12 protein-coding genes are annotated in these 13,936 nt (G+C 44.1%); 6 read left to right on the top strand and 6 right to left on the bottom strand.

Features of this window, described 5'->3' with window-relative positions; translation table 11 throughout:
* Positions 1-127: 127 nt before the first annotated feature.
* The 3 genes from kduD to OCU48_RS02920 all read left to right on the top strand — a co-directional run bounded on the left by kduD (position 128) and on the right by OCU48_RS02920 (position 4,537).
* Entirely contained in the window at positions 128-889 is a 762-nt protein-coding gene (kduD, locus tag OCU48_RS02930; RefSeq protein WP_141343633.1) for a 2-dehydro-3-deoxy-D-gluconate 5-dehydrogenase KduD, read from the top strand.
* A 213-nt stretch (positions 890-1,102) separates the two neighbouring features.
* On the top strand, positions 1,103-2,518 hold the full coding sequence (uxaC, locus tag OCU48_RS02925) for a glucuronate isomerase (protein ID WP_208727071.1): 1,416 nt from the start codon (positions 1,103-1,105) through the stop codon (positions 2,516-2,518).
* Positions 2,519-2,536: 18 nt separating this feature from the next.
* On the top strand, positions 2,537-4,537 hold the full coding sequence (locus OCU48_RS02920; RefSeq protein ID WP_141343631.1) for a heparinase II/III domain-containing protein: 2,001 nt from the start codon (positions 2,537-2,539) through the stop codon (positions 4,535-4,537).
* A gap of 56 nt (positions 4,538-4,593) precedes the next feature.
* Here OCU48_RS02920 and OCU48_RS02915 read toward each other — a convergent pair whose 3' ends face one another.
* From OCU48_RS02915 to OCU48_RS02900, 4 genes are all read right to left on the bottom strand, one after another.
* Complete coding sequence (locus tag OCU48_RS02915; RefSeq protein WP_141343630.1) at positions 4,594-5,451, bottom strand: amino acid ABC transporter ATP-binding protein; 858 nt, start codon at positions 5,449-5,451, stop codon at positions 4,594-4,596.
* A complete protein-coding gene (locus OCU48_RS02910) occupies positions 5,444-6,109 on the bottom strand; it encodes an amino acid ABC transporter permease (protein ID WP_141343629.1) in 666 nt (221 codons plus the stop codon). The genes OCU48_RS02915 and OCU48_RS02910 overlap by 8 nt, the downstream gene beginning before the upstream one ends.
* Before the next feature lie 23 nt (positions 6,110-6,132).
* Entirely contained in the window at positions 6,133-6,774 is a 642-nt protein-coding gene (locus OCU48_RS02905; protein ID WP_141343628.1) for an amino acid ABC transporter permease, read from the bottom strand.
* Positions 6,775-6,898: 124 nt separating this feature from the next.
* The gene (locus OCU48_RS02900) at positions 6,899-7,762 is read right to left on the bottom strand and encodes a transporter substrate-binding domain-containing protein (protein ID WP_141343627.1); all 864 of its coding nucleotides are present in this window, start codon (positions 7,760-7,762) and stop codon (positions 6,899-6,901) included.
* Positions 7,763-7,955: 193 nt separating this feature from the next.
* Here OCU48_RS02900 and pdxR point away from each other — a divergent pair, with 193 nt between their 5' ends.
* A complete protein-coding gene (gene pdxR, locus OCU48_RS02895) occupies positions 7,956-9,446 on the top strand; it encodes a MocR-like pyridoxine biosynthesis transcription factor PdxR (protein WP_141343957.1) in 1,491 nt (496 codons plus the stop codon).
* A gap of 85 nt (positions 9,447-9,531) precedes the next feature.
* On the opposite strand, the gene OCU48_RS02890 is transcribed toward pdxR, so the two are convergent.
* On the bottom strand, positions 9,532-10,845 hold the full coding sequence (locus OCU48_RS02890) for an aspartate aminotransferase family protein (RefSeq protein ID WP_141343626.1): 1,314 nt from the start codon (positions 10,843-10,845) through the stop codon (positions 9,532-9,534).
* A gap of 211 nt (positions 10,846-11,056) precedes the next feature.
* On the opposite strand from OCU48_RS02890, the gene OCU48_RS02885 reads away from it, so the two are divergent.
* Positions 11,057-11,761 carry a sulfite exporter TauE/SafE family protein gene (locus tag OCU48_RS02885; RefSeq protein ID WP_141343956.1) on the top strand — a complete coding sequence of 235 codons (705 nt, stop codon included), beginning with the start codon at positions 11,057-11,059 and terminating at the stop codon, positions 11,759-11,761.
* A gap of 13 nt (positions 11,762-11,774) precedes the next feature.
* The gene (locus tag OCU48_RS02880) at positions 11,775-12,527 is read left to right on the top strand and encodes an SDR family NAD(P)-dependent oxidoreductase (protein ID WP_141343625.1); all 753 of its coding nucleotides are present in this window, start codon (positions 11,775-11,777) and stop codon (positions 12,525-12,527) included.
* A 195-nt stretch (positions 12,528-12,722) separates the two neighbouring features.
* Here OCU48_RS02880 and OCU48_RS02875 read toward each other — a convergent pair whose 3' ends face one another.
* Positions 12,723-13,790, bottom strand: coding sequence for a polysaccharide lyase family 7 protein (locus OCU48_RS02875; RefSeq protein WP_141343624.1), 1,068 nt, complete (start codon positions 13,788-13,790; stop codon positions 12,723-12,725).
* Between the last annotated feature and the right edge of the window lie 146 nt (positions 13,791-13,936).

Here is a 13,936-nt window from a genome sequence, read left to right as displayed (position 1 = left end):
GAAATTTCAGTTTAATTTTTTAAAACGACATTTCACTTTACTTGATTGATCGATTTATTTTGTTTAATGTAACCACATAAACAACACAAGGTTGTACCCAACACGTGATTACACATAGGACTTAATAATGATTCTCAACTCATTCGATCTAAAAAATAAAGTAGCAATAGTGACTGGCTGTGATACTGGTCTTGGACAAGGTATGGCACTGGGTCTTGCAAGCGCAGGTTGTGACATCGTTGGTGTGAATATCGTTGAACCAACAGAAACCATCGAGAAAATGAAGGCAACAGGGCGCAAGTTCATCGATATTCGTGCAAATCTAATGAAACTAGACGATATCCCTTCAATCGTTGATCAAGCAGTAACTGAACTAGGTCGTATCGATATCCTAGTAAACAATGCTGGTATTATTCGTCGTAACGATGCTATTGATTTCACAGAGCAAGACTGGGATGACGTAATGGACATTAACGTTAAGTCTCTATTCTTCATGTCTCAAGCCGTTGCTAAGCAGTTCATCTCTCAAGGTGAAGGTGGCAAGATCATCAACATCGCTTCCATGCTCTCTTTCCAAGGCGGTATCCGCGTGCCTTCTTACACTGCGTCAAAAAGCGGCGTAATGGGTGTGACTCGACTAATGGCAAACGAGTGGGCTAGCCACAACATCAACGTTAATGCTATTGCACCGGGTTACATGGCGACGAATAACACAGCAGCACTTCGCGCTGATGAATCACGCAATGCTGAAATTGTTGGCCGTATTCCTGCTGCTCGTTGGGGCACACCTGAAGATCTTGCTGGTCCATGTGTATTCCTAGCCTCAAGTGCTTCTGATTACATCAATGGCTACACCATTGCTGTTGATGGCGGCTGGCTGTCTCGATAATAAGATCAGAAATGTTTCTGATACCAAGCCTGTTCAGGGGAAGAATCGCATTCCTATTCAGGTGTGGTGTCGTTGTCACCTTGGGTATTGCCTTATTGCGTAGTGCCAAGGTGACGAAAGTAGAACCTCAATTGCAAACTCAAAGCTAACTGTTAACTCAAACCGAGGAGACCGCCATGTGGCGCTCTCCTCTTTGTGCGTATAAGGCCAAACATGTTCCAAGAATACATTCATGACAATGTGCTGCTGACCTCATCACTTGCTCAGCATCTATATCATACCTATGCCGCGCCTATGCCGATTATTGATTATCACAATCATCTTGATGCAAAAGATATCTGGTTAGACACCAAGCATAAAAACCTTGCTGAGGCCTGGCTACATAGTGATCATTACGTATGGCGTGCAATGAGAAGTAACGGTATAGCTGAGCGCTACATTATAGGCGATGCCACTGATCGTGAAAAATTTGAAAAGTGGTGTGAGGCAATGCCCTACCTTCTCGGAAACCCTTTATACCAGTGGTCACATCTAGAATTAAAGCGTTTTTTCGACTGCGATTTACTTCTTAATCCAAGCAATTCTCACGCCATTTGGGATCATTGTAATCACACTTTGAAAACGACAGACATGAGCACTCGCTCTGTATTAGAAAGACTCAATGTCGATACGCTTTGCACTACCGACTCCCCACTTTCAGATCTTGAGTATCATCAAAAGCTAAGACATTCGGACTTTTCAGTGAAGGTTCTACCCACCTTCAGAGCCGATGAGTTGATTGGATTTGACAACACTCATGGCTTTTTAAACACCCTGCATCAGATAAGCCAGATCACCAGTATCACGATTAGCTCACTAGGGAGTTACATTGAAGCCATTGCAAGCCGAATTGAATTCTTTCATGAGATGGGATGCAGGCTTTCTGATATTGGCCTACCAACCGTGTGTTATGCCAAGGGCAGCACGGGGCAATGCGAAAGCATTTTCCTCAAGTTAGTGGCAAAGCAACCGCTATCAGAAAGTGAGATAGCCCAGTTAACCACTTACGTATTAAACCAACTTGGCAAGCTCTATCACAAATACCAATGGAGTCAGCAACTGCACATTGGTGTGCTTGCCAACGTGAATGAAAGACGCAAGCAACAGCTAGGAGCTGGCACCGGCTTTACCGTTATCAATCATGACTTAGATATAGACGCGCTAGCCAAGCACCTTAGCGATCTGGATCGAGAGTATAAACTGCCGAAAACCATACTTTACAACCTCAACGCCAATCACAACCAACTGCTTAGCTGTTTGGCGGGTGCATTTCAGGGGGATGATGCCACAGGCAAGATTCAGTTTGGCGCTGCATGGTGGTTTAACGACCATAAAGACGGCATGGAAGCACAGCTAACCAGCCTAAAAAACTTAGGAGCCCTAGGTCGATTTATTGGCATGTTAACGGACTCTCGCAATCTATTTTCATTCAGCCGACACGAATACTTTAGACGTGTGCTGTGCAACTTACTTGCAAACTGGGTTGAGAATGGAGAGATCCCTTACGACCTAGAGCTACTCAAGCAGACCATAGAAGGTATCTGCTATCACAATGCAAACAACTATTTTAAATTCAACGATATAGCATAGCTATTAAGGTATTTTGTCATGCTACAGTTTTCTGAATCCGAGATACAGGCAATCAAAGAGCGTGCGAGTGTCTCTATGATTGAAACACTCAAAAACAACAATGATGTGGTGCTCAATCACGACACCTTAGTCCCTGAAACAGGCATCGCGACTTGGAATTTATACTATTTTTGTCCTGAGCACGGTGTGCGTCTTACTTGGGATCGCTACAAGCCTAAATCTCATTGTTGTCCTGTAGATGGTAAAGAATTCACTGGCGAACCGTATGATGGTGCTTGGTGGCGCTGGCTCAATGGCCTAAACGCAAAAGCCTGTTACGACCTCGGTTTGTTATGGCAATTGACTGGAGACAACCTGTACCTTGAAAAAGTAACTGGGATTCTTTTAAAGTACGCAAAATACTACCCTGATTATGAAGAGCATGGCGGTATTCCTTACAACGGGCCAGGCAAAGCTAACGCACAAACCCTGTGTGAGGCGAACTGTCACCTAGACTTTGCGCGCGGATATGATTTCGTCAAAGGTCAGCTCTCTACAGAGCAGCAGCAATATGTCGAAGATAGATTACTGCGTGAAGGTGCCGAGTTCTTAATGAAGCATCGCACTGCTCAGCTGCATAACCATGAGATGAAGATCAACGCGACGGTAGGCGTCATTGGCCTTATCTTAGATGAGCAAAACTACATCGACTTTGCTCTAAATACCGAGTATGGCATTCACTACCAATTGGATCATGGCTGTACTAATGAAGGCATGTGGTTTGAAGGATCGATTCACTACCACTACTACGCACTGCAAGCGCTACTCAATTTCGAGAAAATGGCCTGCAATACGCCTTACTCGGTGAGCAGTAACACTAACTTCTTAAAGATGCTTAAGTTTCCGTTAAGCCTAGTGCTTAATAATGGAGAGTTCCCTCGTCTAAATGACAGCATTGATGGGCAACAAAAGCTGACTCACGCTCACTTGTTTGAGTTTGCGCAAAGGCAATATCCTTGTGAGTTATTTGCAAGAACGCTGGCAAGTATCTATCAAAATATCAGTCGCGATAACATTGAAGCCTTATTGTATGGCGTTGATGAACTGCCTACCGCAAAGCCATTAGCATGCCACACAGTTCATGCCAAAGAAGCAGGGATTACCTTAGAGTTTGATGCAAAAAATGATAACGCATTGCTTTTCAAACACGCACCTTATGGTGGTGAGCATGATCATTATGATCGCCTCGGCATTATTCTGACTCGTCAAGGTAAAGAGATCCTGCCTGATCTTGGCACCACAGGCTATGGCGCCGAGCTTCACTGCAGCTATTACAAGAATACCGCAACCCACAACACACTTGTTGTAAACCAGCACAACCAGTCCCCGATTAATCCACAGCTAAACCATTATCTACAAGATGAAAAGGCTACCGTGATTGATGCACAAGTGGATTGGACACAAGAAGAGGCTAGCGTCGATAGTCACACTATCGTGCAATGGAATTCTAAGAGCTATCAAGATGTTAAGTACCGCCGAGTGTTGATTTGGCTAGATAATCTATTGGTCGAACTGCATAAGGTTGAAAACCCACATCAACAACAGCTGGATCTTACCTATCATGTTCGTGGTGCGCATAAACACCCTCAGCAAATGGTAGCGGTAGACAATCCTTTACAGGGACCTTTGGCGCGCATGACGCAGACTCGCTTATCTGCGCAAGCTCAGTCTCATGAACTCATTTATAAAGTAGAGAAACAAGCCGATTACAGTCAGCATATTTGGAGCAATCAGCCATGCCAGATCCTTACCGGCTATGCACCAGACAACCCCGCTATCAGTGATTTGGCTTACTCACTTGTTCAAAGCACCGAACCACAATTTAACGCTGTGGTTTTGCACGATTTGTCCGATGAGCAAAGTGTCTCTATTGAGTATATCGAATGGGAAGGCGACCGACTTAATTGCACTTTTGTAAAAGATGGGCAGGAGCAAACACTGAATTATGACTTAGCTTCATGTGCTTTTGACCACCCATAGTAAAAGTACTCCAGTAGGCCAAAAGGCTAGCAGATTGAACTACTAGCCTTTATAAACTAATCCAATTTCAAGAACTGCCTAACTCTTGATGAATCAGGGTTGGTAAAGAACTTCTCCGGTGAATTCTTTTCTATCAAAATGCCCTTTTCAAGAAACACCACCTGACTTGATACATTTCGCGCAAACTCCATTTCATGAGTGACCACTACCATGGTATAGCCCTCTTTTGACAGTTTTTGCATCACCAGCAGAACCTCATCCACCAGCTCAGGATCAAGCGCTGACGTTGGCTCGTCAAACAGTAAAACCTCTGGCTCCATCGCAAGAGCACGAGCAATAGCAACGCGCTGTTTCTGGCCACCAGAGAGCATACTTGGGTAGCTATCGAGCTTGTGTGACATGCCTACTTTCTCTAGCTGCATTTTAGCAATGGCTTCAGCCTCAGCTTTCGGCATTTTCTTAACGTGCAATAAGGCTTCCATAACGTTCTTAAGCACAGTGAGATGCGGCCAAAGGTTAAACCCTTGAAAGACCATACCAATTCGCTCTCGCATCTTCGCTAAATCACGATATTTGAGAGGCTTATTAGTTTGAGGACAAATACCTATGCGTTCATCGCCAAGGTGAATGGTGCCGCGCTCAGGTTGTTCAAGCCAGTTCATGCAACGCAGAAGCGTTGATTTTCCCGAGCCTGAAGAACCCAGGATGCTCACCACCTCTCCTTTCTTAATGGTCAGATTAATATCTCTCAATACCTCAACACCATCAAATTGCTTGGATAGGTTCACTACCTTCACGATATCTTCTGCATCACTGACAACTACTGGCTCAGCGTGTTTAACGGGCAGTTCAACAACGGCCGCAACCTCTTGATAGGATTCAACGGTTTTGGTTTCTAATGTTTGATTAAGCATGGCTTAGCCCTCTTTCCTGAACTTTGTTGAGCGTAATTTTAGTGATCTGTTCAACGACAATACTGATCAGCCAGTACAGCGCGATAGCGACAATAAACGCATTGAGCGGAATAAAATAAGTAGATTGAATGCTATTGGCAGCTGCAGTGATCTCTCCTACCGTGATGATGCACAAGAACGCGGTGTCCTTAAGGCAGATGATCAGTTGGTTAGCAATCAAAGGTATGGATTTAAACAACACATTGGGGACGAGTACACGAGTGAAAATTTTAAACTTGGGAAAACCACATGCTTGTGCCGCCTCTATATACCCCGAATCTAGCCCCTTTCTAATACCTCGAAAGATTTCACAAAAATAAGTGCCGTGATAAAGGCTTAGTGAAACCAACCCTGCGGTAAAGGCATCCATACGAATCCCCACTTGTGGTAACCCGTAATACAACAAATAGGCTAAGATCAAAAAAGGTAAAGTGCGCATAATATTAATAGTCAGAACGACACTGCCTTTTAGCCACTTAGTGCCATTTTCCAGCACATACAACAGTGCAATACCTAGTAGAAAGCTCACTACAGATGCAACGATAAACAGTAGGAAAGTATTACCAAATCCCGAGAAAAAAATGTCTTTTTGCTGCCAGATGATTTCCCATTCAGCCATAATTACTCCTTAATGTGATGGTATTAGCTCGCTAGATAGTCGGCTTTACGTTCAGCTATTTCTTGCAACTTAATCAGCACACCGATAATGAGCATGTACAGGACACCTGCGCACAAGATTGGAACTAAAGGTTCATAGGTCACTGCTGCGATACGGTTGGTTACGCGAGTCAGGTCAACAACGCCAATCACTGCAATGGCAGGGCTTCCCTTAATCAAAAATGACATTTCATTCACTAGAGCAGGAAGACTCATAATCACCATCTGCGGGAACATGATGCGTCTAAAATAGGTAAAGCGCTGCATGCCAAGCGCTTCAGCAGCCTCTTTTTGCCCGTTTGAGAAATTTATAAAGGCATTTCTCCATATTTCGGCGTTGAATGCTGAAGTGTTGAGGGTTAAGCACAAGATTGCAGAAAAGTGTTTGTCGAGATTGATACCAAAAGAAGGAAATGAGAGAAAGATAAACAATGCTAAAGTCACTAATGGAGTGGCTCGCGCCCAACTCACATATACTCCTAACACTTGGTCAATGATGGGTAGCTTAGCCATTCTAACAAGGGCAATCACAAGTCCAATAACAACCCCTAAGGCAATCGACACCATCGATATCCATGCAGTTGTCCACGCTCCTTGAAGCAATTGCATCCACGCGTAGTAATCCATATACACCTACTTGTCTGCTTGAATAATTGAAATAATTTTGAAAGTAGGACCAAGGCTACGGCAGTATCTGCTCTATTTGGACCTTGATCACTACTGATTTATAGAGGTTTCCTACAACCCTTCTCTACTGTACGGCGGTCAGCGTGTGGTATTGTTCTACAGACACAATGGCTTCAGTAGGTAGGTTTTCAAATGACTCTCCAAACCATTTTTCTTGAAGTTCCGCCAATCGGCCTGTCTCTTTAAGATGAGCAAAGAATTCGGTTAAGTAAGCTAGAAGCTCAGGATTATCCTTTGGAACAGGCCAGCTCACAAACCCAGGTCCTGACACCGCTTCACCTTTCTTAAACACTTTAGATTTTGCTTTCACGACTTCATTGACTGATATAACACTGTTGATCACATAGTCCACTCGGCCATTAGCAAGATCGGCGTAAGCCTCTGGATAAGATTGATATTCGACGACTCTGCCTAGCTCTTTACCTTGTGACTCAAGCATATCTTTGAGCTCAGGAAGCCTTTCTAGAAGTGCACTACCCGCTTGCAAACCGACTGTTTTACCATCGAGATCGCCAATAGTATTGGTGCTATCATCCTTCGCTCTAGCGACAAAGTAGTGCTGTGCTGAAGCAATGGGTGGCGTGAAATCAAAGGCTTTAAGGCGAGCATCTGTCACAATTGCCCCTGTTAAGGCTAAATCATATTGCCCTGCTGAAACAGAAGCCAGTAAACCAGTCCAAGGTAGAATGTCTTGCTTAACCTCAAACTCAGAATAAGCTCGAAGCTCCTCTAATAAATCCTTGTTAATGCCACTCGCCTTACCTTGAACGATGAAGTTAAATGGAGAGTAGTTGTCTTCTGTTGCCACCTTCAAACCATTGCTAGCAAACGATGGCATCTCATCTGCGAGAGCTAGACTAGACATACCTAAGGTCATCGTTGCTGCCGCGACTGCTACCAATTTTTTCAGTTTCATACCCTGTCTCATAATTCATTCCTTGCTGTATTTTGTGGACACCTTCACTTTAGAGACAGGACAAGGATGTGAGTTAGAGCCAATTTTATAGGCCGATTGGGACAGCATTGCAAAACAGCAAGATAATACTAAAGAGGTAGTCTGGCTTACTTCTTGCACAAGTTAATGAAATACCGTGAATAATAACCACAAAGAGGTTGGCTCTATGGCAATCAATTACAGCTGTTTCATTGAATTCGATTCAAAGAGAAGCTTACAAGAACAGGTACGAGAGTACTTAGTCAAAGCGATACTCGAAGGGGTATTCTCTGCTGACGAGGCTTTGCCCTCTTGCCGCAAGCTTTCCAGCCAGTTGAAGGTGTCACGTAATACAGTATCTCTAGTGTATGAAGCGCTGTCTGATGATGGTTATCTGATCAGCAAGCCTAGAAGTGGCTACTATCTGTCGGAAAAATATCGATTAAGACTGCAAGAGGTCGAAGATGAACTGGATCATTTTGAGGCAGGAAACCCGTCGAGCGCACCAAACTGGACTAGCCGGTTAAAAATATCTACTGATCACTTTCCTCGTATCGTCAAGCCATCACATTGGAGTTGTTATCAATATCCCTTCATATATGGGCAGCCTAGCATTAGCGACTTCCCTTTGGCTCAATGGCGAGAGTCAGCTCGTAAGGTCATTGCGGATCCGCATGATCACAGCTGGCTTTGTGACAAGGTAGATAAAGACGTTGAATTGCTTGTAGAGCAGATACGCACTCGAGTACTTCCACAACGAGGTATACACGCTAAGAGTGATGAGATACTCATAACCATAGGCTCTCAAAACGCTTTATATCTCGTATCCCAACTGTTAATGGGTAAGGAGACTCGAGTAGGTGTTGAGAACCCGGGTTACAAAGAAGCAAACAACATTTTTGGTTTAGCTGGCGCTCAACTGCACCCGCATACTGTCGATGAAGATGGGCTAAAGCTAAACGAGCTCTCTTCCATGTGTGATTACTTTTATGTCACCCCTAGCCATCAAGCGCCAACAGGGGTAACCATGAGTAAAATGCGGCGCGATGAGCTACTGCAGCAGGCACGAGTAAATGATGCCATCATTATTGAAGATGATTATGACTCAGACAGTAACTCTGAATGGGCTCCTTTGCCTGCGCTCAAAGCATTAGATAAAGATAATCGAGTCATCTATGTCAGTAGCTTCTCTAAAATACTTGCTCCTGGGTTGCGCCTAGGGTACATCGTTGCACCTGAAGAGTTGATCTACGAACTTCGCACACTCCGCCGTTTAATGTATCGTCATCCTCCAAGTCGAGTACAGATGGAAATGGCACACTTTATCTCACAAGGGTACTACGATAGTTTTCTTCGTCGCTTTAAAGACAATACTCGTCAACGCTGGCAAACCATTAATGAAGCCGTTGAGCATTATCTTCCTGATTGTGCGCGACTAGCAAAGAACAACTATAGCAACGCTTTGTGGCTTGAAACCCCTAATAAGATAAGCAGTCAACGACTGGCTTCTAGAGCCTCATCTCAAGGTGTGTTAATAGAGACCGGCTACTCCCACTTTATGGATAAACAACAGTCTCACCCTGAAACCAACACCTACTTTAGGCTCGGGTTTCATGCAATAGATAAGGCGCTAATCACCCCGGGAATTGAACAACTCGCAAGAGTGATACAAGGTTAACTTCGACCTGGTATTGAGTTTTATTCAATGCGCCAACGCCAAGACAATTGTCTTGGCGTTTTTTTGACTACCGCTTTCAAGAAGGTTAATCAAACTCAGCTAATACTTGACTGATAATTGCCACACCCTGAGCAATCTCATTAGGTTTGATGATCAATGGCGGCGCTACATGAATACGATTATTCACGATAAAAGTCAGTAGTCCTTTCTCTGCAAATTTAGACTTCATTGATGCAATTTTGCTATTGCTCAATGGCTCACGGGTGGCTCTGCTTTCAACTAGCTCTAGCGCCCAAAACATGCCTTTACCGCGAATATCTCCTATCGTTTCATGCTTCTCCATTAATTCAATCAATGCAGGCCCAAGAATGTTATTTCCAACTTCATCGGCATAGCGAACAATGCCTTCTTCTTCCATTGCATCTAGAGTGGCAACAATGGCAGACATCGCCAACGGGTGACCAGAATAGGTTAAGCCTCCCATAAAGAAATTACTCTTGAAGTACTCTGAAATCGGCTCGCTGATTACAACGCCACCAGCAGGTACATAACCCGAATTAACCCCTTTCGCAAAGGTAATAAGGTCAGGCACTACATTGAAATGCTCAAACGCAAACCAACGACCAGTACGACCAAATCCCACCATAACCTCATCAAAAATAAGTTGTATGCCATGTTCTGTAGCAAGTTCTCGTACGCCTTGCAGGTAACCCTCAGGTGGCAATAAAAAGCCTGCTGTCCCTGGAATGGTTTCTAGGATAATTGCAGCTATCGCATTGGGTCCTTCACATTCAATGACGCGTTTAAGGTGCTGCAATGCTCGTTCACACTCTTGCTGCTCAGTTTGCGCATTAAACTCGGTGCGATACAGGTAGGGATTAAAAAAGTGTACATGCCCACGGCTGTATTCATTGGGTACACGACGAAAATCACCGGTAGCCGCAATCGCTGATCCCGTATTGCCATGATAAGAACGGTAAGCAGAGAGAACCTTATCTCGACCAGTAAACTGTCTAGCCATACGGATTGCATTCTCATTGGCGTCAGCTCCAGCGTTAGTAAAAAACACCTTTTTAAAATGATCAGGGGCTCTATCTAAAATGCGCTTCGCCGCCTCGCCACGAGTCACGTTTGCGGTAGCTGGAGCAATGGTAACCAAGGTTTCTGCTTGAGCCTTAATCGCATCGATCACTTTAGGGTGTTGATGACCAATATTGGTATTAACTAGCTGGCTACTAAAATCTAGGTACTGCTTTCCTTCAAAATCCCACAAACTGCACCCTTGCGCGCTCGCTATCGCTATAGGTGGCGCTGACTCTTGTACAGACCAAGAGTGAAATACATGTTTGTCGAGATCCACGACGTATTGATTTGATATCTCGGGTGCAAATCCATTCATTTTATTTCTCCTATGCGAACTCTAAGTTGTGCTGTTGATGTCGAGATATCTTGTCGATAAACGCAGGGATAGGCGTAGGGTCAGTTTAAAAAAAACTATGGGTCAGGCGATATTGTGGACTCTGCCTCAAATAATCTTAAAAACTGGCCCTATAGCGAAATCGAATGCCTGATTACATTGATGTCATCAACGATTGAGAATGGAATTTAAAATGGGATTAGCGGCAGTATTTGTATTTTTTGCCGGAATGATAAGAGGCTACAGTGGTTTTGGTTTTGCCATTATCGCGGCCTTGTGTCTCAGCTTTGTTTATTCTCCTTTTGAGTCTATTGCTATTGCCCTTACCCTAGATCTCCTGAGTAGCCTTTGCTTACTTTCAGGGATCAAACGAGAGATCAATAAACGACTGTTGGCTCTACTCTCCGCAGGTATGTTAGGAGCAATTCCTATTTCTCTGTTGTTTATATCTCAGATTTCTGCCCATCAACTAAAGATGATGATTGCGGGCTTCTCTTTTATTGCGGGCACTTTGATTATGCTGAACCTAAAGGTGTCTTGGCTGAATCAACGCTATGCATTGCTCGCTGGCGCTATATCTGGGTTTAGTATGACTACTGCTTCAGCGGGAGGGCCGCCACTGGTATTATACCTTTTGAATCTGTCCCTTAATGCTCGAGAATTAAGGGCCACTGCCATTGTATTTTTTATCTTCAGCTCATTGGCATCGTTAACCGGATTACTGTATGTAGATGCCATTTCTGCAGAGTCTATCCAATTTAGCTTATTACTCTTTCCCGCTGCGGTCATTGGTAACATGGTCGGTAAGAAGCTATTTAACCAGTATCCAGATCCATCACCAAGAAAAACAATAGCGCCCATTCTCGTAATGTTGGCACTACTCATAATCCTATTTTAAGAAGGAACTCAGCATGAACAAAATTGCATTTATCACTGGAGCAACCTCAGGCTTTGGCAAGGCCGCCGCACACAGGTTTGCAAAAGAGGGATGGTCATTGGTGTTATCTGGCCGTCGTATCGAACGATTATTAGACCTAAAAGAAACGTTATCTGTGCCTGTGCATATCATGCAATTGGACGTACGAGATGCTGACGCGGTTAAACAGGCGGTAGACTCTTTGCCGGATGAGTTTTCAGCGGTAACAGCACTAGTCAACAATGCGGGCCTAGCTCTTGCGCCACAAGGTGCTCCAGAGGTTGAACTATCCGATTGGCATACCATGATCGATACCAATGTGACAGGCTTGGTCAATGTTACCCATGCACTATTACCTACCCTTATCAAAACGGGAGCAGGCGCAACCATCATCAATGTGGGCTCAATTGCAGGTCAATGGCCCTACCCTGGAAGCCACGTATATGGTGCCAGTAAGGCCTTCGTAAAGCAGTTCAGTTACAACCTAAGGTGTGATTTACAAGGCACAGGAGTGCGGGTTACGGATCTCTCACCTGGTATTGCAGAAACCGAATTTACGCTCGTAAGAACGAAGGGCAATCAAAGTGCTTCAGATAATTTATACCAAGGCACTACACCGCTTAGCGCAGAAGATATTGCAGAGCAGATGTATTACATTGCATCACTACCGGATCACATCAACATCAACCGCGTAGAAGTCATGCCAACACGTCAGGCATGGTCGCCGTTTGCGATTGATCGCGATTAATTACAAACCAACAAAAAAAAGAGCCTGCACAAAGCAGGCTCTAAAAAAACGTGAGGAAACATTGAAGTGAATCATTGGTAAATCGCCGTTGAAAACAGTCCAATCCCCGATTCCCTCACCACTTATCGAGACTCTAGCCCCCACCAGAAATCCCGACATGCTCTTTGACATTCGATGAATGTCATTTAAACCGTATTACTGGTCTAGGCTGAACTGGAAGAAACTCACTTTAGCGTAATCGCCAGCTTCAATGCCGTTGTTTGAACAACCGCTTGAGCCAGTATTACATTGGTTGTAAGTACCTGCTTTGAAATACATCCAGTCGTTTGCGTAACCTTGGTCATATTTGTCGCCTTGGTATTTACCTTTCGCTAGGTCAATATCAAACGTCTTAATTTCTTGGTTTGGTTTGCCTGGGTTCTTAGTGAACGTTAGGTGCATGATATCACCTTCTACATTTACGTCGTAAGAGAAAATCTCACCCAGTTTGATACCCGTTACCGGATCTTTTGAACCTTGACGCAAGCCACTTTGGCCAAACACTTCATGGCGGATATCACGACGTTGGCTGTAATCATCACCTAGAGCATTAGTTTCGTAATTCCAGTAAACAGAACCGTATTCGTGCTCTGGTAGTTTACGGTACATGATTTTTAGAGGTTCATTTTTTGAACCGTGTATTTGACCTATTACGGTAGCAAATGCACCATTTTTCTTGTAATCACCACTAGTACTAACCCAGTCAACCGACAAAGTCGCGCTCATGTGACCGCCAATCGCACCGTATGCTTCAGCATTGTCTGTCGAAGCGATAGTGAAGTTATTTTTAGACGATGAGTAGTCATCAGAAAGCATTGCACGCAGTTCACTACGAGCATTCTTAGAGTTTGGAGTGGTCATCGCTTTGTTCGGAGAAGCAAACACCATAGCGCCAGTCACGGAATCAGTGTAGAACCACTCAGAGTCAGAGAACGGCTTAGCCTTATCATTCAACATAGGCTTGTAAATTTCCATAACCTTACCCGCACGCTCAGGCTTGTTATCATCTCTTGGGGTATTGAGCTTAAACTTAGATAAGTCAAAGTTTTCAGCAGGAACCTTATTCACATCTAGGTTGTACTGTACAGCCAGTTGCGGATCATTATTCGCAGACGGAGCTTTTATCGCAGATGCAGTATCGGGGGAAGAAACTGTTGAGCAGCCTGCTAGGCCAGCAACGAGAGCTGAAACAACAACAGCAGCAATCTTATTCTTAGTATGCATATTAACCTCTAGATATTTATTTTTTGATGCTAGGAGAAAACAGGGGGAAATCCTTAGTCTCCCAGCGAACACAGAAATAATGCACTAATATAATAATACAAGATATGAACAGGATCACGAACGGTAACATTTGGCATCGAGATAAC

The sequence above is a fragment of the Vibrio inusitatus genome, from assembly GCA_024346935.1.
Lineage (GTDB): Bacteria > Pseudomonadota > Gammaproteobacteria > Enterobacterales > Vibrionaceae > Vibrio > Vibrio inusitatus.
This window is presented reverse-complemented; position numbering and strand designations above follow the sequence as displayed.